A 20,081-nucleotide genomic window follows, 5' to 3' on the forward strand; every position below is an offset into this window, starting at 1 on the left:
GACGTGATGTTTGCAAGTACCAGACCCCAACCCCTTTGTTGGGGTTTTTTTTGTTCTCAACGCACGCAGATGATGCCGGATTACGCAAAAAACTTTTACACTCACTCTATCCATAACCCGTGATGAGAGCCTTGATGAAGATTTTCGCTTGTACGTTAGCGGCGCTGATGACTTTACTGGTGGCCCCGGCGGGATATGCCGCAGCAGCCTGCGCACCCGGCTCTCAGCAGGTGAACAATAACAACAGCCTGATGATGCTGGGCGGCACGGCAAAAGGCCCGATCAAACAGTTTGTGGTGGGGGAGTTTGGCAAAGATGTCGACCAGCAAAAGCGCATGCTCGGCCAGTTTGACCGCTGCGGAGCACTGCTGCGCGCCGATATCAGCTATGAGAAGCAGGAAGGGAATATGCAGATCAAGCTGGTACAGAATATCGAGCGCGTCGGGCAGGGCTGGCGCTCGGGATATGATCTGGTGGTGTTTCAGCTAAAGGACGGCCAGCCGGTTGAGGTCAACCATAAGCAGGGCACCATCGACTATCACACCGGTAAGCGCGGCAGCATCACCAGTTCAACCGATAAATTTTTGCTGCAGGGTGAGGAAGGTTTTACGGAAACCACTAATCGCTTCGACGACAAACAGCGCCTGGTGCGCAGCGTGTCGCGCGGCTCAGACCAAAATAGCAACGGGGCTTTCGACTACCGCTGGAATAATAACAATCAGCTGCTCTCTTCAAAATCGGAACGTAGCACCATGCAGTGGCGTTACGATAAGCAGGAGCGCGAGCTGAGCCTGACGACCAAATCCGACAATCCGCTCAGCAGTATGACCTGCGTCGACGAGTGCCAGCTGTGGGACGATCGCGGTAACTGTACCCTGAGCTACTCGCGCGAGATGGAAGTTTTTCCCAGTGGTATAGTGCGGCGCAATATTACCGCTGCCTACCGATTTGAGTATTGGGAATGAGAACGGGACGGGCATGCCCGTCCTCTACGCAGATGTCAGGCTCGCGCCACTTTGGGAATGAGAACGGGACGGGCATGCCCGTCCCCTACGCAGATGCCAGGCTCGCGCCACTTGTACCCTGATTCAGGGCTTAGTGGCGACCAGCACCGCACGCAGCGGGGCCGGATAGCCTTCTACCGTTTTGCCCGGGTCGTTCGGGTCGAGGAACTCGGCGAGGGATTCGCTGGTCATCCAGTCGGTCCGGCGCTGTTCCTCGGTGCTGGTCACGGAGTAGTCCGCAATCTTCACATCGACGAAACCACACTTTTCCAGCCAGTTTTTTAACGCCCCGGTAGAGGGGATAAAGTAGACGTTGCGCATTTGTGCGTAGCGTTCGCCCGGCACCAGCACCTGCTGGTCGTCGCCTTCCACCACTAATGTCTCCAGCACCAGTTCTCCACCGGAAACCAGCTGGTTTTTCAACTGGAACAGGTGATCCAGCGGTGAGCGGCGATGGTACAGCACGCCCATGGAAAACACCGTGTCGAATGCCTTCAGCTCCGGCAGTTGCTCAATGCCGAGCGGCAGCAGGTGGGCGCGCTGATCGTTACCCAGCAGCTTGCGCACGGCTTCGAACTGGCACAGGAACAGCTGCATCGGGTCGATGCCCACCACCAGCCTGGCACCTGCGCCCAGCATGCGCCACATGTGGTAGCCGCTGCCGCAGCCGACATCCAGCACGGTACGCCCGGCCAGGGAAGAGATATGCGGCAGGACGCGCTCCCATTTCCAGTCGGAGCGCCATTCGGTATCGATATTGACGCCATACAGCGAGAAGGGCCCTTTGCGCCACGGCATCAGATTGCGCAGCAATTTCTCTATACCGTCACGCTGGCGGGCGGTCAGATGGGGGCTGTCGGCGCTGACGCCGTGCAGCAGGTCGAGGGTTTCCGGGGTGAGATCCGGCAGGTGCTCGACGGAGCGGTCCCAGTTCTTGAAGTGGCCGTGCAGCGACTCGCGCTGCCAGGCGGCGATCTGCCCCGGCAGCGTTTCCAGCCAGTGTGACAGCGGGCTTTTGGCAATCAGTTGGTAAAAGTTTCCGAAATCCATCAGGCGTGACCCGCTTTTAAAGCAATTAAAGATCCAAAGTTAAAGCACTGGAACCACAGCTCGGCATGTTCGAAACCGGCGCTGTGCAGGCGCGATTTGTGGGTTTCCACGCTGTCGGTCAGCATCACGTTTTCCAGCATGCTGCGCTTCTGGCTGATCTCCAGCTCGCTATAGCCGTTAGCGCGTTTGAAGTCGTGGTGCATGTTAAACAGCAGTTCACCCACATCGGCATCGGCAAAGCTGAATTTCTCAGACAGCACCAGCGCGCCACCGGGCTTCAGGCCCTGATAAATGGTATTCAGCAGCTGCTGGCGCTCCTGCGGTTCAAGAAACTGCAGCGTGAAGTTGAGCACCACCATCGAAGCATTTTTAATCGGGATCTGGCGGATATCGGCTTCAATGACCTCTACCGGCGTGTCGGCACGGAAGGCGTCAATATGGCGGCGGCAGCGCTCGACCATCGCGGGGGAGTTATCCACGGCGATAATATTGCAGCCTGCGGCTTTGATGTTGCGGCGTACCGACAGGGTAGCGGCGCCCAGTGAACAGCCAAGGTCATAGACGGTTGAGTCCGGCTGTACAAAACGCTCGGCTAACATGCCAATCATCGAAATAATGTTGGAATAGCCGGGCACGGAGCGCTGAATCATATCGGGAAAGACTTCAGCCACGCGCTCGTCAAACGTCCAGTCGCCAAGTTTGGCAATTGGCGCGGAAAACAGCGTATCGCGGTTAGACATAATGGTAAGTCCGGAGAGGCTAACGGAAAGGGCATATTCTGGCAGAAAGCGGCGCGGGCTGCACCTTTTCTGCCAGCTGCCAGTCTGCGGATTAATGCAGGGTGAAAACCAGGTCCCACGGCAGGAACACCAGATTGGTGACAACCATGCCAAACAGGGAGAGCAGCGTGAGGATCATGCCATTGCGGCGCCACAGCAGGGTCCGGCTGCGTAAGCCGTGAAAGTGCATCAGGCGACCGAGGAAAAACAGCACGCCGAGCAGATGCAGCAGGACCATGTCAGCGCCGTTCATCTCCATCATCACCAGCAGCATCACGGCAATCGGAATATTTTCTACCGCATTGCCGTGCACCCGGATGGCAAGCTGTAAATCAGAGACGCCGCCATCGCCAATGGAGACCCGGTACTGACGCCGCAGCTTCACCACATCCAGAGAAAATTTAATAATAAAAATCGCGCCAAGAACTACGTAGAGAGCACTGACCATCTCTCACTCCATGTTGTAAGAAATTTCTTGTGCGACAGGGTAGCGGACAAACCGCTCTCTGTCGCTATCAGAACAGTAACTCCTGCCGTGGCCAGTCGGGAGCATCCCCTACCTGCGGCAATGCCTGCTGGAGAGCAGGCCACAGATATCGCACCAGTTCTGGGGCAAAGCCCACGTCCGGGGTATGAATAAACAGCCACGGCTGGCCCGCATCGTACCACTGCGGCAGGCGTTCCAGCCAGGCGTTAAACCAGCCGAGATTAGCAGCCGGGTCGTCCCCGCCGATGAAGCGAATCATCGGGGCATCTGCCGTCATCAGCGCATGGACCGGTAGCTTTGGCTTCTTGCGCTGGGCTTCGATAATTTCGGCAGTAGAAGGCACGGCGCTGTGTACGCCTCGCGTATCAAGAATGACCCGGTTAACCCGGCGCTGGTGCAGGCCGCGGTTCAGGGCGCGCTCCGCTTCCCCTTTGGCAAAAAACTCCGGGTGGCGCACTTCAACACCGTAGCGAAACTGCGCGGGCAGGCTATCGAGAAAGCCCCACAGCACGGGCAGGTCGGCCGGGGAAAAGGCGGAAGGGAGCTGCAGCCAATACTGCCCAAGACGATCGGCCAGCGGCGCCAGCAGCGAGAAAAATTCGTTACACAGATCGCTGCACTGGCGCAGCGCCGCCTGGTGGCTAATGGTGGCCGGAAATTTAAAACAGAAGCGGAAATCATCATGGGTCATCGCCCGCCAGCGCTGCACCACTTCCGGGCGCGGCAGGGCATAGAGCGTGGTGTTGCCCTCAACGCAGTTAAAGTAGCGGGCATAATCCTCCAGGGTGCTCATCCCCAGTTTCTTCCATTGCGGGTGCTGCCACTGCGGCAGGCCGAGATAAAACGGCTTCATCACGTTTCCTGTGAGTGTTGACTGCGGGCGACTGTAACGCGGGGGGATGATGGTGTGCAAGGGAGAAAAGGACCGGTTCCCTCCGGTCCGCGCCACGCGGATTACAGTGCGGCGATCACCTCTTCAGACTGGCGAACGCGGGCAATGCGCGGGAAAATCCACTCGAAGCTGGCCTGGTGCTGCTCTGCCGTCGCCGTGCTGCAGATATCTTCCGCAATCACCAGGTTGAAGCCCAGCTCCCAGGCGTTACGCGCGGTAGATTCCACACCGATGTTGGTGGCAATGCCGCCCAGAACAATCGTGTCGATGCCGCGGCGACGCAGCTGAAGCTCCAGGTCGGTGCCGTAAAATGCGCCCCACTGGCGTTTGGTCACTTCCAGATCGCTGGCCTGCACGTTAAGCGCCTGTGGGTAAGTCCACCAGTTTTCTGGCAGCGCGCCGCCCGTATGCTCAGCGTCCACCGGCTGTTTCAGCGCTTCGGCGAAATCAGCCGACCAGCCCACGCGCACCAGCACTACCGGTGCATTGACGGCACGGAATTTTGCGGCCAGTTTGGCAGAACGCGCGACCACATCGCTGGCAGCGTGCGGGGCATTACCGAAAGGCAGGATGCCATCCTGCAGGTCGATCAATACCAGGGCAGTGGTTTTTGGGTTCAGTTTAAACATGACTTTCTCCGGTTCAGCAGGTGAAAAACAGCGAGAATACAAAGGAACCGGCTATTTGTGCGACAAATTATGGCGATAAAGCGGGGGAGATTTGTTAGCGGGTATTTCTTAGCCTGCGAATAGCTACATGGGGAATCATTGTTCCCCATGACAGAGACTCAGGTATTTGCGGGCTAAACTTCGATGTCAAAAAGGGTTTCCTGCGGCTCACCCAGCGTGCCGTAACGCTGGAGCTCTTCGCGTAAGGATTGCCACCGCTCCTGATAAATACGGCGATTTCGCTCGGCCTGTTCGGCTTTGCTCAGGCTCCTGCGCTCTGTGGTACTTTCCTGTTTCAATAACATAGATTCCTGCCTCCCTTTGAATATCCATGCGGTAGCGGTAGTCTAACTCCACTGATTGTTTTTTCAACAGATAATTGTAATAACGGCCCAGAGCAGGGCGGGCGGACAGCCAGAAAAGGATGCTGCACTGCCCGCGTTGCGCAAAATTGCGCATCACAGAGCCAATCCCCTGGATGAACAGGGCTTCAAGCTCTTCCCGGCTGTAGTGCATCGCGCTATAAGTGTCATAACGCGCGCGTGGATGCAGGGCATACAGCGCCTGCCGGTCAAAAAAATTAACCATCCAGGCGGTGCGGAGCTGCTCAGGGCTGTACCAGTCAGCCAGCATCAGCCCGTAGTCGGCTAGGAACTCAACGTGGTATTCACTTCTGAGCCAGTCACTCTTGTGGACGTTAAGTAAATAGTGATGCCGACACCGCGGCGTAGGTGTCATTTTGCTGCCTTGTATTCTCATCATACGTTCCCTGTGCTGCGTTCATTTCCCGGTACTGAGCAGCGACACTAGCGCTGGCAGAGCCACGCCGCCAGTTGCTTTATTGACCGCTTGAAGGGACTGGAATGCTGCTCGCGTTTTTTCTGCGCTGTTGCACTGATGACAGCACTTATCCTGTGAGGCGTTTTCCATTATAATGGCCGCCATTTTTCGCGGCAGCAGCGCTTCTCAGAGCAGGGTATTGATTAAAAATGCTGCACCCGCAGCGCTGTAGTTAAAAGGATATCGTTATGCGTACTGAGTATTGTGGACAGATCAACCTGTCTCATGTAGGCCAGCAGGTAACACTGTGCGGTTGGGTTAATCGCCGCCGCGACCTCGGCAGCCTGATCTTTATTGATATGCGCGACCGTGAAGGCATCGTGCAGGTGTTCTTTGACCCGGACCGTCAGGAAGCTTTCAAGCTGGCTTCTGAGCTGCGTAACGAGTTTTGCATTCAGATCACCGGCACCGTGCGTGCGCGTGATGAGAAAAACAAAAACAGTGATATGGCGACCGGTGAGATCGAGGTGTTTGCCACCGACCTGACCATCATCAACCGCTCTGAGCCGCTGCCGTTGGACTCCAACATGGCGAACAGCGAAGAAGCGCGTCTGAAATATCGCTACCTCGACCTGCGCCGCCCGGATATGGCCAACCGCCTGAAAGCGCGTGCCAAAATCACCAGCTTTGTGCGCCGCTTTATGGATGAGCACGGTTTCCTCGATATCGAAACCCCGATGCTGACTAAGGCGACGCCGGAAGGTGCCCGTGACTATCTGGTGCCAAGCCGCGTGCACAAAGGCAAATTCTATGCGCTGCCGCAGTCGCCACAGCTGTTCAAACAGCTGCTGATGATGTCCGGGTTTGACCGCTACTATCAGATCGTCAAATGCTTCCGTGACGAAGACCTGCGCGCCGATCGCCAGCCAGAATTTACCCAGATCGATGTTGAAACCTCGTTTATGACGGCGCCACAGGTGCGTGAAATCATGGAACGTCTGGTGCGCGAGCTGTGGCTCGACGTGAAGTCTGTCGATCTCGGCGACTTCCCGCAGATGACCTTTGCCGAGGCGATGCGCCGTTACGGCTCTGATAAGCCGGACCTGCGTAACCCGATGGAGCTGGTGGACGTTGCTGACCTGCTGAAAGACGTAGAGTTTAAAGTCTTCTCCGGCCCGGCGAACGATGCTAAAGGACGCGTTGCCGCACTGCGCGTGCCGGGTGGCGCGCAGCTTAGCCGCAAGCAGATTGACGATTACGGCAAATTCATTGAAATTTACGGTGCCCGTGGCCTGGCGTATATCAAGGTGAACGAGCGTGCGAAAGGCCTGGAAGGGATCACCAGCCCGGTGGCTAAATTCCTGAGCGCGGAAATTGTTGAAGCTATTCTGGCGCGCACCGCTGCCGCCGATGGCGATATGATCTTCTTCGGCGCTGACAGTGCCAAAGTGGTGGCCGATGCGCTGGGTGCACTGCGCCTGAAGCTGGGACGTGACCTGAAAATCACCGACGAAGCCGCATGGAAACCGCTGTGGGTGATCGACTTCCCGATGTTTGAAGACAATGGCGAAGGCGGCCTGACGGCGATGCACCACCCGTTCACCGCGCCGAAAGATATGTCACCAGGCGAGCTGAACAGCGCGCCGGAAACGGCGATTGCCAATGCCTACGATATGGTGATCAACGGTTATGAAGTGGGCGGCGGTTCTGTGCGTATCCACAATGGCCAGATGCAGCAGACCGTATTCGGCATTCTGGGTATTGCGGAGCACGAGCAGCGCGAGAAGTTTGGCTTCCTGCTGGATGCCCTGAAGTTCGGTACGCCGCCGCACGCTGGCCTGGCCTTTGGCCTTGACCGCCTGGTGATGCTGCTGACCGGCACGGAAAACATCCGTGATGTTATCGCCTTCCCGAAAACGACCGCTGCGGCCTGTCTGATGACCGAAGCGCCAAGTTTCGCTAACCCGGCTTCCCTGGCTGAGTTGGGTATTGAGGTGATTAAAAAGGTCAAAGACCAGCCATTAGAGAACGAATAATGGCCTTCAAGCATCCGGTATCAGTGCTGGTGGTGATTTACGCCGCCAATACGGGGCGGGTGCTGATGTTGCAGCGGCGCGATGATGTGGATTTCTGGCAGTCGGTCACCGGCAGCCAGGAAGCAGGGGAGAGCCCCGCACGGACCGCGCAGCGCGAGGTGCTGGAAGAGACGGGTATTGATATTTGCGCGGAGCAGCTCACATTAGTGGACTGCCAGCGTCATATAGAATTCGAAATCTTTCCGCACTTCCTCCACCGCTATGCGCCGGGCACCACCCATAACCTGGAACACTGGTTTACCCTGGCGCTGACGGCGGAGTGCGACATAACGCTGAGCGAGCATCTGGCCCATCAGTGGCTGGACGCCCCGGCCGCCGCCGCGCTCACCAAGTCCTGGAGTAATCGCCAGGCAATTGAAGAATTCGTAGTTTAACTTTGGTTTAATCTTTTGAACTTAGCCAAACGGTCAGGCGTCATCGCCAGCAAGATAGCCTGTCCGGTGCCAATTTGGAGACTAATAGGAAATGGCGGGACACAGTAAATGGGCAAATACCAAGCACCGCAAGGCTGCACAGGATTCCAAGCGCGGTAAAATCTTTACCAAAATCATCCGTGAGCTGGTGACGGCTGCCAAACTGGGCGGCGGTGATGCCAGCTCTAACCCTCGCCTGCGTGCGGCGATGGATAAAGCGCTGTCCAACAACATGACGCGTGACACCATGAACCGTGCGATTGCACGCGGCGTGGGCGGCGATGATGATACCAATATGGAAACCATCATTTATGAAGGCTACGGCCCGGGCGGCACCGCCGTGATGATCGAGTGCCTGTCTGATAACCGTAACCGTACCGTGTCTGAAGTGCGTCATGCCTTCACCAAAACCGGCGGTAACCTGGGGACTGACGGGTCGGTTGCCTATCTGTTCACCAAAAAAGGGGTGATCTCTTACGCACCTGGCCTGGATGAAGATACGGTGATGGATGCGGCGCTGGAAGCCGGCGCTGATGACGTGGTGACCTATGACGATGGCGCGATTGACGTGTTCACCCCGTGGGAAAACATGGGCGCGGTGAAGGATGCTCTGGAAGCGGCAGGTTTGCCAGCGGAAAGCGCGGAAGTCACCATGATCCCATCGACCAAAGCAGATATGGATGCGGAAACCGCGCCAAAACTGCTGCGTCTGATCGACATGCTGGAAGATTGTGACGACGTGCAGGAAGTTTACCATAACGGTGAAATTTCTGACGAGGTGGCGGAAACGCTTTGATAGCAGCTCCATCGCACCGCAGGAGCGCGTAATGGCGATCATTCTTGGTATTGACCCGGGTTCGCGCATTACCGGCTACGGAGTGATCCGCCAGGTCGGGCGGCAGTTAACCTATCTGGGCAGCGGCTGTATCCGCACCAGCGTGGCCGATCTGCCGACCCGCCTGAAGCTGATCTACGCGGGCGTCAGTGAAATTATCACGCAGTTCCAGCCAGAATATTTTGCTATCGAGCAGGTATTTATGGCCAAGAACGCGGACTCGGCGCTGAAACTCGGCCAGGCACGCGGGGCGGCGATCGTCGCGGCGGTTAATCAGGACCTGCCGGTGTTCGAATACGCGGCGCGTCAGGTCAAGCTGACCGTGGCAGGCACGGGCGGTGCGGAAAAGAGCCAGGTGCAGCACATGGTGCGCACCTTGCTTAAACTTCCTGCTAACCCGCAGGCGGATGCGGCGGATGCGCTGGCCATTGCCATCACCCACTGCCATCTGAGCCAGAACGTCACGCGTATTGGCGAAGGCAAACTGACCCTTGCACGCGGCCGCCTGAGTTAGCTTTCATCCCGAAATTCCCGGCAGGCTGGATATTCATCCAGCCTTTTTTATGCTATAAACTCCCCACTTAAAGTTATCGGAAGGAAGCGAATGTGATAGGTCGTCTGAGAGGCATTATCCTGGAAAAACAGCCGCCCGTGGTGTTAATTGAGGCCAGCGGCGTGGGTTATGAGGTGCAAATGCCGATGACCTGTTTTTATGAGCTTCCCGAACTCAATCAAGAAGCGATCATCTTTACCCAGTTCGTGGTGCGTGAAGATGCCCAGCTGCTGTTCGGCTTTAACAGTAAGCCCGAGCGCGCGCTGTTTCGCGAGCTGGTGAAAGTGAATGGCGTCGGGCCGAAGCTGGCGCTGGCGATCCTCTCCGGGATGTCGGCCCAGCAGTTTGTGACTGCCGTCGAGCGTGAAGAGATCGCCGTGCTGGTGAAACTGCCGGGCGTGGGCAAGAAAACCGCCGAGCGCCTGGTGGTCGAAATGAAAGACCGCTTTAAAGGCATGCACGGCGATCTGTTCGCCAGCGATGCACCGTTTGCCCTGACCAGCGAAATGCCGGTGGAAACGGGTAACGATGCCGAGAGTGAAGCCGTTGCTGCGCTGGTCGCCCTGGGGTATAAACCGCCAGAAGCCAGCCGGATGATCAGTAAAGTGGGCAAACCTGATGCCGACTGCGAAACGTTAATTCGCGAAGCCCTGCGCGCAGCCATTTAGAGGTAAAGCATGATTGAAGCCGATCGCCTGGTCTCTGCCGGGGTTATTACAGAAGAAGAGGTGATTGACCGCGCGATCCGTCCGAAGATGCTGGACGAGTACGTCGGCCAGCCTGTGGTGCGCGAGCAGATGGAGATCTTCATCAAAGCCGCCAAAATGCGCGGTGATGCGCTCGACCATCTGCTGATCTTCGGTCCTCCGGGCCTCGGTAAAACCACGCTGGCCAACATTGTCGCCAATGAGATGGGCGTCAATCTGCGCACCACCTCCGGGCCGATTCTGGAGAAGGCGGGCGATCTGGCTGCTATGCTGACCAACCTTGAGCCTCACGACGTGCTGTTTATTGATGAGATCCACCGCCTTTCACCGGTCGTGGAGGAGGTACTGTATCCGGCGATGGAAGATTATCAGCTGGATATTATGATCGGTGAAGGGGCGGGTGCCCGCTCGATCAAGCTGGACCTGCCGCCGTTTACCCTGATTGGTGCTACCACGCGCGCCGGGTCGCTCACCTCGCCGCTGCGCGACCGCTTTGGCATCGTGCAGCGCCTGGAGTTTTATCGCGTGGAAGATCTGCAGCATATCGTCGGGCGCAGCGCAGCCTGCCTCGGTTTGCCACTGACCGATGATGGCGCGCTGGAGATCGCCCGCCGCGCCCGCGGTACGCCACGTATCGCCAACCGCCTGCTCAGGCGCGTGCGTGACTTCGCGGAAGTGCGTGCCGCCGGGGAGATGAGTGGCGATGTCGCCGCGAAAGCGCTGGATATGCTGAGCGTCGATACCGAAGGTTTCGACTATATGGACCGTAAACTGCTGCTGGCGATTATTGATAAGTTTATGGGTGGCCCGGTCGGGCTGGATAACCTGGCAGCGGCGATTGGCGAAGAGCGCGAAACCATTGAGGATGTGCTGGAGCCATTTTTAATCCAGCAGGGCTTTATTCAGCGCACGCCGCGCGGGCGTATTGCCACCGGGCATGCGTACAAGCATTTTGGTATCGATCGCCCGGCTTCTCCGTAGGGGCGAGGCATGCCTCGCCCGCTGTCAGCAAGCCAGGGTCAGGCATGCCTGACCCCTACGAGGGATGCTAAACTGCCGGTTTCTTCACCATACTCAGCATAAACAGCACGGCAGCGCCTAGCACCACGGACGGGCCTGCCGGCGTGTCATAAAACGCCGAGAAGGTCAGACCGGCAGTGACGGCCAGCATGCCAACCACAATAGCCAGCAGCGCCATCTGTTCCGGGGAACGGGCAAAGCGGCGCGCGGTGGCGGCAGGAATAATCAGCAGGGAGGTGATGATCAGCGCCCCGACAAACTTCATGGCCACGCCAATGGTCAGCGCGGTGATCAGCATCAGAATCATTTTGGTACGCTGAATGTTCACCCCATCCACCTGCGCCAGCTCCGGGCTGATGGTCATCGACAGCAGCGCGCGCCACTGCCAGCCCAGCAGCAGCATCACCACCGCCACGCCCGCCGCAATCGTCCACAGATCCTGCGGCGTGACGGCCAGCAGGTCGCCAAACAGATAGGCCATCAGGTCAACGCGCACGTCTGACATCAGGCTGACCACCACCATACCCAGCGACAGCGCGCTGTGCGCCATAATCCCGAGCAGGGTATCAATGGCCAGATGCGGCCTGCGCTCCAGCCACACTAACACCAGCGACAGCAGCAGGGTCACCGCGATCACCGCATAAAACGGGCTGACGTTGAGCAGTAGGCCAAATGCCACGCCGAGCAGAGAAGCGTGCGCCAGGGTGTCGCCGAAGTAGGACATGCGGCGCCAGACCACAAATGACCCCAGTGGACCGGCCGCCAGCGCCAGTAAAATGCCGGCCAGCCAGCCGGGTAATAACAGCTCAATCATTGCGTCCGGTCCCTCTACGTAAAACAATGCGTCCCTGAAGATCGTGACGATGGTTGTGATGATGGCGATAAATGGCCAGCTGCTCGGCACCGCGTGGGCCAAACATCGAGATAAATTCCGGATGTTGCGACACCGCCTCCGGCGTTCCGGAGCAGCAGATATGGTGATTGAGGCACAGCACCTCGTCGGTTTTCGCCATCACCAGATGCAGATCGTGGGAGACCATCAGCACGCCGCAGTTCAGCTCGCGACGCAGCTGGTCAATCAGATCGTACAGTGCGACCTGGCCATTAACATCGACGCCCTGAGTCGGCTCATCCAGCACCAGCAGCTGTGGCTGATTGAGCAGTGCCCGCGCCAGCAGCACGCGCTGCATCTCACCGCCGGATAATTTCTGCAGCGGATACTCCAGCAGCTGCGCGGCCTGCACGCGCTTCAGCGCCGGTAGGATATCGGCGCGCTTCACGCCGGGGCGCAGACGCATAAAGCGATCGACGGTGAGCGGCAGGGTGACATCCAGATGAATTTTTTGCGGCACGTAGCCAATTCGCAGCTGGGCAGGGCGCGTCAGCGTACCGGCGGTAGGGGCAATCAGCCCCAGCACCACGCGCACCAGCGTAGATTTACCGGCACCGTTTGGCCCGAGCAGGGTCAGAATGCGGCCAGGCTGCAGCGTCAGTGAAACATCAGACAGCACGCGGCGCTGACCAAAACTCACAGATATTTTATCAAGGGCTATCAAAGGGGACATATCGATTACTGGTTGCAGAAGTTTACGGATGTTATAATATCACAACCCATCAGCTAATCACGATGGATTGAATCATTATGTTACATAAAAAAACGCGTGCCTTTTCAATGCTGGCTGGCCTGAGTGTCGCCGCTTCGCTTGCACTTCCTGCCCAGGCCGCCGTGGTCGCCTCTGTTAAGCCGGTGGGCTTCATCGCCTCAGCCATTGCCGATGGCGTAACCCCGGTTGAAATCCTGCTGCCCGACGGTGCTTCAGAGCATGATTACGCGCTGCGCCCATCAGACATTAAACGCTTGCAGGACGCGGATTTAGTGGTATGGGTCGGGCCAGAAATGGAAGCTTTTATGACCAAATCGGCCGCTTCACTTCCCGCACAAAAGAACGTTGAAATGGACACCCTGCCGGGTGTAAAAGCGCTGCTGCTGAAGGGCGGGGAAGACGAAGAGGAAGAGCATGAAGGGCATGCTCATGGCGGTGCCGAAGAGCATGAGCACCACCACCACGGCGAATATAATATGCACCTGTGGATGTCTCCTGAAATCGCCAGGAAAACTGCTGTTGCAATCCATGCAAAATTATTGGAACTTATGCCGCAAAGCAAGGACAAACTAGACGCTAATCTGCAGCACTTTGAAGCAGAATTGTCGTCTGCCGATGCGAAAATCGGTAATCAGCTGGCCCCGGTGAAAGGTAAAGGATATTTCGTTTTTCATGATGCTTACACATACTTTGAAAAACACTACGGTCTGACTCCATTAGGTCATTTTACCGTGAATCCTGAGATCCAACCTGGCGCGCAGCGTTTACATCAAATACGAACACAGTTGGTTGAGCAGAAGGCCGCATGCGTCTTTGCTGAGCCACAATTCAGGCCGGCCGTGATTGAAGCCGTTGCCAGAGGGACCAAAGTGCGTTCGGGCACGCTGGATCCACTCGGGACGAACATCACCCCAGGTAAAGATAGCTATGTGACATTCCTCTCACAGCTGTCCAGCCAATATGCGAGCTGCCTGAATGGAGAATAGAGGAAACTTAAGTGCAGCAGATTGCCCGCGCTGTCGCCATAGCGTTCAATAATTTACCCCGACCTCACCGCATCATGCTGGGGTCGCTCACCGTCGTAACTCTGGCCGTCACCGTCTGGCGGCCTTACGTTTATCATCCTGGCAGTGAAAGCCCGATTGTGAAAACGGTCGAGCTGGAAAAGAGTGAGCTGCGCACGCTGCTCCCGGAAGCCAGTGAACCTATCGATCAAGATACGCCGTCCCCCGCTGATGATGTGCCTAAAGATGAAATCGATGAAGATGTGCCGGATGAAAGCGGCACGCACGACTATGTCGTTTCCACCGGCGACACGCTCAGCAGCGTACTGAATCAGTATGGCATTGATATGTCTGATATCAGCCAGCTGGTGAAGGCGGATAAAGACCTGCGTAATCTGCAGATCGGCCAGCAGCTGTCGTGGACGCTCACCGATGATGGTCAGCTTCAGCGCCTCAGTTGGGAAGTTTCCCGCCGTGAAACCCGTACTTACGATCGTTCCGGCGAAGGCTTTAAATCGTCCGCGGCGATGCAGAAGGGCGAGTGGCAGAACAAGGTACTGAGCGGCGTGGTTAACGGCAGCTTCGTCAGCAGCGCCCGCTCGGCAGGCCTGACCGGCGGCGAAATCAGCGCGGTGATCAAATCACTGCAGTGGCAGATGGATTTCCGCAAGCTGCGCAAAGGCGATCGCTTCGCGGTGCTGATGTCGCGTGAAATGATGGACGGTAAAAGCGAGCAGAGCGAACTGCAGGGCGTGCGTATGAGCAGCGGGGGCAAAGATTACTACGCTATCCGCGCTGAAGACGGCAAGTTCTATGACCGCAGTGGTTCCGGTCTGGCGCGCGGCTTTATGCGTTTCCCCACGGTGAAACAGTACCGCGTCTCCTCTAACTTTAATCCGCGCCGCGTCAACCCGGTCACCGGGCGTATCGCGCCGCACAAAGGCGTCGACTTTGCCGTGCCGGTCGGTACCCCGGTGCTGGCGGTGGGTGATGGTGAAGTGATCGTCTCCAAGCGCAGCGGCGCTGCGGGCAACTATGTGGCTATCCGCCACGGTCGCCAGTATATGACGCGCTATATGCACCTGAAAAAGCTGCTGGTGAAGCCAGGTCAGAAGGTGAAACGCGGTGACCGTATTGCGCTGTCCGGCAATACCGGGCGCTCCACCGGGCCTCACGTGCATTACGAAATCTGGATTAACAATCAGGCAGTCAACCCATTAACGGCCAAGCTGCCGCGTATGGAAGGGCTGGCCGGTAAAGAGCGTCGCGACTACCTTGCGCAGGTGCGTGAAGTGGTGCCCAAGCTGCGATTTGAATAATTCAGCTGCATGAAAAATGAGCCGATGGGTGTTGCCGTCGGCTTTTTTTTTAGGCAGGCAGAGGCTAAATGACCAATAACATTGCAAATTTGCCCGTCAGCACTATCATAAGCCCGTTATTGTTCGAGGCCAGTGCATGGAAAACAGAAAAAAAAGTAACGTTGAGTTTATACCCACCTTTCAGAAATCCTTTCTTTTACCGCGTTACTGGGGGAGCTGGCTGGCGGTAGGTGCCTTTGCTGGTCTGGCGCTGGTTTCCCCGCGCCTGCGCGACCCGCTGCTGGGTGCGCTGGGGCGTTTTGCCGGCAAGCTGGCGCGCAGCGCGCGACGTCGTGCGCAGATTAACCTGCTGTACTGCATGCCTGAGAAGACCGAAGCCGAGCGCGAGCAGATTGTCGATGAGATGTTTGCCACGGCACCGCAGTCGATGGCGATGATGGGCGAGCTGGCTATCCGCCCGAAGAGCGCAATCAAACGCATTCGCTGGCACGGCCGTGAGATTATCGAACCGATGCGCGCAGCGGGTCAGAATGTGATCTTCCTTGTGCCGCACGGCTGGGCGGTCGATATTCCGGCAATGGTGCTGGCTTCCGAAGGGCAGCCGATGGCGGCGATGTTCCATAACCAGAGCGATCCGGTGATGGACTATGTCTGGAACAGCGTACGTCGCCGTTTTGGTGGCCGTATGCACGCCCGTAATGATGGTATCAAACCGTTTATCAGCTCTATCCGTCAGGGTTACTGGGGCTACTATCTGCCCGATCAGGACCACGGTGCCGAGCACAGCGAGTTTGTCGATTTCTTCGGCACCTATAAAGCCACGCTACCCGCGCTGGGCCGCATGATGAAAGTGTGCCGCGCCAGAGTGGTGCCGCTGTTCCCGGTGTACGACAGCAAAACGCATATGCTGGATATCTGGCTGCGCCCGCCGATGGATGATTTGGTGGATGTGAACGATCAGACACTGGCGCGGCGGATGAATGAAGAGGTCGAAATCTTTGTGCGGCCGAACCCGGAGCAGTACACCTGGATCCTCAAGCTGATCAAAACGCGTCGTCCGGGTGAGGTTGAGCCTTACGATCGTAAAGAGCTCTACCCGAAGAAATAAGCAGTTTGCGCGTAGGGGTCGGGCATGCCCGACCCGCTACGAATGGGCGAGGCATGCCTCGCCACTACGTCCAATATCAATCCAACGCCGAACGGCGCTTTCTCTCCCGCAGGAACGCACGCACCAGCCAGCACCAGAGCAGGCCGCAGGCCAGATTTGCCAGGCTGAAAGCACGCGTGCCGTCGCTGAAGTAAGCAAACTTCGCCAGCTCAATCCCCAGCGCGAACACCAGAATACTCACCATACCGAGCATCGCGGCCACGCTGCCTTTGCCTGCGCTGCTGGAAAACAGCGTCAGACGATACAGCCCGGCATTGACCAGCCCGGTGCCGAAGCCATAAATGCTCAGCCCGGCAGTCAGCCACAGATAGCTGTGGCCGTCGATCAGCGCGGCAATGGCGGCAATTCCCAGCCCCAGAAGGATCGGCCAGGCACCCAGGCGCAGCGGGAAGTCGATCGGCACGCGGGAAGCCAGCTTACCCAGCGTCAGGTTACCGGCAATCATCGCGACAAACACCGGCAGCTGCAGCAGCGCATAGTCCATGCGCGACAGCCCCTCGTCGTGGATCAGGATCACAGGCGACAGCGCCACCCAGGCCAGGCAGGGAATGGTGACCAGGCCGATCGCCAGCGAACCGCTCATCACCTGACGGTCCTTCACCAGTGCCAGGTAGCCTTTGCCGAGTGATTTCAGCGACAGCGACATCTGCCTGTCGCCTGCGGTTTCCGGCATGGTACGCCACAGTCCAACCAGCGCCACGGCGGTCACCACGCCAAACAGCCAGAACATGGTGCGCCAGTCGCTGAACTCAAGGAATGCCGCACCCGCCAGCGGGCCCGCTAACGGCGCCAGCAGGGCAACGTTCGCCATCAGCGCCATAATGCGCACGCTCAGGGCCTCGTCGAATGCTTCCTGTATGGCGGCATAACCGACGGCGCCGATAAAGCACAGGCTGATGCCCTGCAGGAAACGCAGCAGGACAAACTGCTCAATGCTCTGCACCCAGTGGGTCGCCATACAGGTCAGCATAAAGAAGGCGACGCCTGAGAGCATCACCGGGCGGCGGCCGAGCTTGTCGGACAGCGGCCCGAGCAGCCACTGCAGCACAATGCCGCCAATCAGATAGGCGGTCAGCGAGGCAGATACCCACTCCGGGCCGACCTTAAACTCGCTGGTCACCAGCAGCATGCCGGGCTGGATCATATCGTGGGCGATATAGGTGGCAAACTCAAACAGCACCAGTGACAGCGGGAAAATCAGATGTCGCCGGGTAAGGTTTGCTATGGGGATAAATGACGCCATTCCGGCTCCCTCCTGGAATTAATGGAAAGTAAAAAAAGCGCGGCCGCCTGAGCGACCGCGCTAACATACCGCATTTTTACCTGATAACACTGCACAATTATGAATTATCTAAAACGGGCAATCGGATTGTGCAATACGCCGGAAAACTTCAGGTTCTCTGCCGGATCGGCCAGATTGATCATCTGCTGGTTGTTCGCCAGCTGCAGGCGGTTAAGGCAGGAGCGCTGGAACGTTTCGGCAAACAGGTCGTAGCGCGCAAACTTGCGGGCAAACTGTGGATGCGCCTGCTGATACTCCTGCACGCAGTGAGCCACGGCCTGCCAGAAACGCGCTTCGGGTAGCGTGCCGGACTGGTCGAGAATGGCGCTGACAAAGCGGAAGATGCAGTCGAAGACGTCGGTGAAGATCGACAGCAGCTTTAGCGGCTCCGGCACGTCCACCGCCAGGCGCTGCACGTTATCCGGCAGCTCGGCATCCGGGTTCATTACCGCAATCTCTTCGCCGATATCTTTCATATAGGCGCTGACCGGAATATTGTTCTGCAGCAGCAGGATCAGGTTCTCGCCGTGCGGCATAAACACCAGGTCGTGCTGATAGAAGCAGTGCAGTAACGGGCTGAGGTAGCAGCGCAGATAGCGCGCGACCCAGTCGGCCGCGTCGAGGCCTGAATCGGCAATCAGCGCAGGCAGCAGCGGCTGCTGGTTGGCATCAAGGTGCAGGAATGACGCCATGGTCATCAGCCGCTGGCCGGGCTGCAGCTGTGCCATCGGGTTATCGCGCCACAGGGCGGCAAACATCTTCTTGTAGGCCGAGTCGCCGCTGATGGCCTGCTCGTAATAGCGGTTGTGATAGCCGATAGCCGCCACTTCGCGCAGGATGCGGAAATCGCACTGCTGCAGCCAGCTGTCATTTTTCACCAGCTCTGCCAGCCAGTGATTGATCGCCGGGGTGGTCGCCATATAGTACGGCGACAGGCCGCGCATAAAGCCCATGTTCAGCACCGACAGCGCGGTTTTGACGTAGCGTTTCGTCGGCTGGCTGCGGTTGAAGAAGGTGCGGATCGACTGCTGTGCCTGGTAAACATCATCCCCCGCTCCCAGCCAGATAATATCGCGGGCGGCAATATCGGCGGCGAACACCGTCAGCAGCTTGTTGTACCACTGCCACGGATGGACCGGCATCAGCAGATAGTCCTGCTGCGCCACGCCCAGATTATCGAGCTGCTGATGGAAGGCGGCCAGGGTGGTATCGCCCAGCTCATCGCGCATCAGCTGCTGATACTCCAGCTCATCCAGGCTGGCAAAGTGCGCATTGCGGCGATGCACCGCAACCCAGATCAGATTGATCGGCGCGGCGGCTTCCGGTGCATAGGCCAGGTAATCCCGGGCATCAAAACCGATGCGGCCATTGTTGGCGACAAAGCAGGGATGGCCTTCGCTCATGGCGGCTTCTACCGTCTGGAAATCGGCGCGAACCAGTTCGGCGCTGCTGAGGCTGTTTTTTTGCAGCTTGAAGACCGAGCTGCACAGCGTGCTGGTGATCTCCTCCATGTAGGTCGCCAGCAGGTTGGGGGGAATACCGATCTGCTGATTGAACTCGACGATAAACTGCAGCGCATCCAGCGGCAGCGGCGCGCCGTTATTCAGCTTTTGCAGCGACTGTTCGTCGATTGCCCAGTGATCGAGCGCCATGCGCCGGGCGCGGAACTGATATTCGCACTCGCTGGCTGGAACGGGCAGGCGATAGCGGTCATCGCCCAGCGCCTGCGGCGTGATAATCAGCTCGTGTGAGAACTCGGCAATGGCTTTGCGCAGCAGCAGGCGGTTAGCCTGTTCCCAGTGGGGGCCGGGCAGATGGCTGCCGCTCAGCAGCGGGGAAGGGGTGGTCATGGTCAGGGTCTCCTGTTGCAGTGCCTGTTGGTAATCTTCGCGCTGGCAAAACGCCAGCCACGCGGTTTTGTGACCCATATCAATCTGGTGCTGGTACTGGAAGCCGGCACGCTTATTTAGCGGGTGGATCCTGGCGTTATTCACATCCGGTTCGACCACCACGCGCTGGACCTCAGGGCGACTGAACATAAAGTCCATCACCACGGTAAACACCTGCCAGCTGAACTGCGGACGCGGCTGAGTAGCGGGGGCGATGAGGATGTGCATCCCGTAGTCGCCGTCGCGCGCCGGATAATATTTACCGACTTCATCGCGCTGCGCCTGATAGCACTCGATGAGAAACACCGGTTCGCCGTCGCAGCAGCCAACCAGCGCTGCGTGCGGATCGCTGGCGGTCAGCTGCTGATAAAACTGGCTGACCTGCTCCAGCGTATCCTGCTGCATGCCCCAGAAGCGGGCGTAGTCGCGCGTTACCCAGCTGTGGATTACGGCGGCATCTTCAGGCTGCAGCGGGCGCAGCGAGAACGCTCCCGCCGGACGTGAGGTGGTGAAAATAGCGGATGACATCAT

General features: G+C 57.9%; 20 protein-coding genes. 10 read left to right on the forward strand and 10 right to left on the reverse strand.

The annotated features are described in order from the left end of the window. Nucleotides 1-134 precede the first annotated feature (134 nt). Nucleotides 135-965 (forward strand): hypothetical protein, encoded by an 831-nt coding sequence (locus QLG07_RS05560; protein WP_282468715.1) that lies wholly within the window; start codon nt 135-137, stop codon nt 963-965. A gap of 123 nt (nt 966-1,088) precedes the next feature. Here QLG07_RS05560 and cmoB read toward each other — a convergent pair whose 3' ends face one another. The 6 genes from cmoB to QLG07_RS05590 form a co-directional block, all read right to left on the reverse strand. Beyond that, entirely contained in the window at nt 1,089-2,057 is a 969-nt protein-coding gene (gene cmoB, locus QLG07_RS05565) for a tRNA 5-methoxyuridine(34)/uridine 5-oxyacetic acid(34) synthase CmoB (protein ID WP_282468740.1), read from the reverse strand. Then, the gene (gene cmoA / locus QLG07_RS05570; protein ID WP_133623809.1) at nt 2,054-2,794 is read right to left on the reverse strand and encodes a carboxy-S-adenosyl-L-methionine synthase CmoA; all 741 of its coding nucleotides are present in this window, start codon (nt 2,792-2,794) and stop codon (nt 2,054-2,056) included. The genes cmoB and cmoA overlap by 4 nt, the downstream gene beginning before the upstream one ends. 91 nt (nt 2,795-2,885) lie before the next feature. Next, nucleotides 2,886-3,281 carry an MAPEG family protein gene (locus QLG07_RS05575; protein ID WP_048915816.1) on the reverse strand — a complete coding sequence of 132 codons (396 nt, stop codon included), beginning with the start codon at nt 3,279-3,281 and terminating at the stop codon, nt 2,886-2,888. 67 nt (nt 3,282-3,348) lie between these two features. Next, on the reverse strand, nt 3,349-4,173 hold the full coding sequence (locus tag QLG07_RS05580; protein ID WP_099753931.1) for a DUF72 domain-containing protein: 825 nt from the start codon (nt 4,171-4,173) through the stop codon (nt 3,349-3,351). A 101-nt stretch (nt 4,174-4,274) separates the two neighbouring features. After that, on the reverse strand, nt 4,275-4,841 hold the full coding sequence (locus QLG07_RS05585) for a hydrolase (RefSeq protein ID WP_282468716.1): 567 nt from the start codon (nt 4,839-4,841) through the stop codon (nt 4,275-4,277). Between the two features lie 207 nt (nt 4,842-5,048). After that, entirely contained in the window at nt 5,049-5,642 is a 594-nt protein-coding gene (locus QLG07_RS05590) for a hypothetical protein (RefSeq protein ID WP_099753929.1), read from the reverse strand. A gap of 266 nt (nt 5,643-5,908) precedes the next feature. Here QLG07_RS05590 and aspS point away from each other — a divergent pair, with 266 nt between their 5' ends. The 6 genes from aspS to ruvB all read left to right on the forward strand — a co-directional run bounded on the left by aspS (nt 5,909) and on the right by ruvB (nt 11,245). Continuing rightward, a complete protein-coding gene (gene aspS, locus QLG07_RS05595; RefSeq protein ID WP_282468717.1) occupies nt 5,909-7,696 on the forward strand; it encodes an aspartate--tRNA ligase in 1,788 nt (595 codons plus the stop codon). After that, nucleotides 7,696-8,130, forward strand: a complete 435-nt coding sequence (nudB, locus tag QLG07_RS05600) for a dihydroneopterin triphosphate diphosphatase (protein ID WP_282468718.1) — start codon at nt 7,696-7,698, stop codon at nt 8,128-8,130. Before aspS ends, nudB begins: the two co-directional genes overlap by 1 nt. Nucleotides 8,131-8,221: 91 nt before the next feature. Beyond that, complete coding sequence (locus tag QLG07_RS05605) at nt 8,222-8,965, forward strand: YebC/PmpR family DNA-binding transcriptional regulator (protein WP_048915822.1); 744 nt, start codon at nt 8,222-8,224, stop codon at nt 8,963-8,965. Between the two features lie 31 nt (nt 8,966-8,996). Next, nucleotides 8,997-9,518, forward strand: a complete 522-nt coding sequence (gene ruvC, locus QLG07_RS05610) for a crossover junction endodeoxyribonuclease RuvC (protein WP_048915823.1) — start codon at nt 8,997-8,999, stop codon at nt 9,516-9,518. A gap of 92 nt (nt 9,519-9,610) precedes the next feature. Further along, nucleotides 9,611-10,225, forward strand: coding sequence for a Holliday junction branch migration protein RuvA (gene ruvA, locus QLG07_RS05615; RefSeq protein ID WP_048915824.1), 615 nt, complete (start codon nt 9,611-9,613; stop codon nt 10,223-10,225). A gap of 9 nt (nt 10,226-10,234) precedes the next feature. Continuing rightward, a complete protein-coding gene (gene ruvB, locus QLG07_RS05620; RefSeq protein WP_048915825.1) occupies nt 10,235-11,245 on the forward strand; it encodes a Holliday junction branch migration DNA helicase RuvB in 1,011 nt (336 codons plus the stop codon). 67 nt (nt 11,246-11,312) lie between these two features. On the opposite strand, the gene znuB is transcribed toward ruvB, so the two are convergent. Both znuB and znuC read right to left on the reverse strand, forming a co-directional pair. After that, entirely contained in the window at nt 11,313-12,098 is a 786-nt protein-coding gene (gene znuB / locus QLG07_RS05625) for a zinc ABC transporter permease subunit ZnuB (protein WP_187497920.1), read from the reverse strand. Beyond that, nucleotides 12,091-12,849, reverse strand: coding sequence for a zinc ABC transporter ATP-binding protein ZnuC (gene znuC / locus QLG07_RS05630; RefSeq protein ID WP_048915827.1), 759 nt, complete (start codon nt 12,847-12,849; stop codon nt 12,091-12,093). The genes znuB and znuC overlap by 8 nt, the downstream gene beginning before the upstream one ends. Nucleotides 12,850-12,926: 77 nt before the next feature. On the opposite strand from znuC, the gene znuA reads away from it, so the two are divergent. The 3 genes from znuA (at nt 12,927) to lpxM (ending at nt 16,319) form a co-directional block, all read left to right on the forward strand. Then, complete coding sequence (znuA, locus tag QLG07_RS05635; RefSeq protein WP_048915828.1) at nt 12,927-13,874, forward strand: zinc ABC transporter substrate-binding protein ZnuA; 948 nt, start codon at nt 12,927-12,929, stop codon at nt 13,872-13,874. Nucleotides 13,875-13,885: 11 nt separating this feature from the next. Continuing rightward, nucleotides 13,886-15,211 carry a murein DD-endopeptidase MepM gene (mepM, locus tag QLG07_RS05640; RefSeq protein WP_048915829.1) on the forward strand — a complete coding sequence of 442 codons (1,326 nt, stop codon included), beginning with the start codon at nt 13,886-13,888 and terminating at the stop codon, nt 15,209-15,211. A 136-nt stretch (nt 15,212-15,347) separates the two neighbouring features. Continuing rightward, on the forward strand, nt 15,348-16,319 hold the full coding sequence (gene lpxM / locus QLG07_RS05645; RefSeq protein ID WP_282468719.1) for a lauroyl-Kdo(2)-lipid IV(A) myristoyltransferase: 972 nt from the start codon (nt 15,348-15,350) through the stop codon (nt 16,317-16,319). A gap of 76 nt (nt 16,320-16,395) precedes the next feature. Here the strand turns inward: lpxM and QLG07_RS05650 are convergent, their stop codons facing one another. After that, nucleotides 16,396-17,622 (reverse strand): MFS transporter, encoded by a 1,227-nt coding sequence (locus QLG07_RS05650; protein ID WP_048915831.1) that lies wholly within the window; start codon nt 17,620-17,622, stop codon nt 16,396-16,398. A 104-nt stretch (nt 17,623-17,726) separates the two neighbouring features. Next, nucleotides 17,727-20,081 carry a GNAT family N-acetyltransferase gene (locus QLG07_RS05655; RefSeq protein WP_282468720.1) on the reverse strand — a complete coding sequence of 785 codons (2,355 nt, stop codon included), beginning with the start codon at nt 20,079-20,081 and terminating at the stop codon, nt 17,727-17,729.

Source organism: Erwinia sp. V90_4 (assembly GCF_029967685.1).
Lineage (GTDB): Bacteria > Pseudomonadota > Gammaproteobacteria > Enterobacterales > Enterobacteriaceae > Erwinia > Erwinia aphidicola.

What these genes read in the sequence shown, in the direction of transcription:
- ruvC (WP_048915823.1), top strand. Translation starts at nt 8,997, where the DNA reads ATGGCGATCATTCTTGGTATTGACCCGGGTTCGCGCATTACCGGCTAC.
- ruvB (WP_048915825.1), top strand. Translation starts at nt 10,235, where the DNA reads ATGATTGAAGCCGATCGCCTGGTCTCTGCCGGGGTTATTACAGAAGAA.
- QLG07_RS05575 (WP_048915816.1), bottom strand. Translation starts at nt 3,281, where the DNA reads ATGGTCAGTGCTCTCTACGTAGTTCTTGGCGCGATTTTTATTATTAAA.
- QLG07_RS05590 (WP_099753929.1), bottom strand. Translation starts at nt 5,642, where the DNA reads ATGATGAGAATACAAGGCAGCAAAATGACACCTACGCCGCGGTGTCGG.
- QLG07_RS05655 (WP_282468720.1), bottom strand. Translation starts at nt 20,081, where the DNA reads ATGATGTCATCCGCTATTTTCACCACCTCACGTCCGGCGGGAGCGTTC.
- QLG07_RS05650 (WP_048915831.1), bottom strand. Translation starts at nt 17,622, where the DNA reads ATGGCGTCATTTATCCCCATAGCAAACCTTACCCGGCGACATCTGATT.
- znuC (WP_048915827.1), bottom strand. Translation starts at nt 12,849, where the DNA reads ATGTCCCCTTTGATAGCCCTTGATAAAATATCTGTGAGTTTTGGTCAG.
- znuA (WP_048915828.1), top strand. Translation starts at nt 12,927, where the DNA reads ATGTTACATAAAAAAACGCGTGCCTTTTCAATGCTGGCTGGCCTGAGT.
- lpxM (WP_282468719.1), top strand. Translation starts at nt 15,348, where the DNA reads ATGGAAAACAGAAAAAAAAGTAACGTTGAGTTTATACCCACCTTTCAG.
- znuB (WP_187497920.1), bottom strand. Translation starts at nt 12,098, where the DNA reads ATGATTGAGCTGTTATTACCCGGCTGGCTGGCCGGCATTTTACTGGCG.
- QLG07_RS05560 (WP_282468715.1), top strand. Translation starts at nt 135, where the DNA reads ATGAAGATTTTCGCTTGTACGTTAGCGGCGCTGATGACTTTACTGGTG.
- QLG07_RS05605 (WP_048915822.1), top strand. Translation starts at nt 8,222, where the DNA reads ATGGCGGGACACAGTAAATGGGCAAATACCAAGCACCGCAAGGCTGCA.
- nudB (WP_282468718.1), top strand. Translation starts at nt 7,696, where the DNA reads ATGGCCTTCAAGCATCCGGTATCAGTGCTGGTGGTGATTTACGCCGCC.
- aspS (WP_282468717.1), top strand. Translation starts at nt 5,909, where the DNA reads ATGCGTACTGAGTATTGTGGACAGATCAACCTGTCTCATGTAGGCCAG.
- cmoA (WP_133623809.1), bottom strand. Translation starts at nt 2,794, where the DNA reads ATGTCTAACCGCGATACGCTGTTTTCCGCGCCAATTGCCAAACTTGGC.
- QLG07_RS05580 (WP_099753931.1), bottom strand. Translation starts at nt 4,173, where the DNA reads ATGAAGCCGTTTTATCTCGGCCTGCCGCAGTGGCAGCACCCGCAATGG.
- QLG07_RS05585 (WP_282468716.1), bottom strand. Translation starts at nt 4,841, where the DNA reads ATGTTTAAACTGAACCCAAAAACCACTGCCCTGGTATTGATCGACCTG.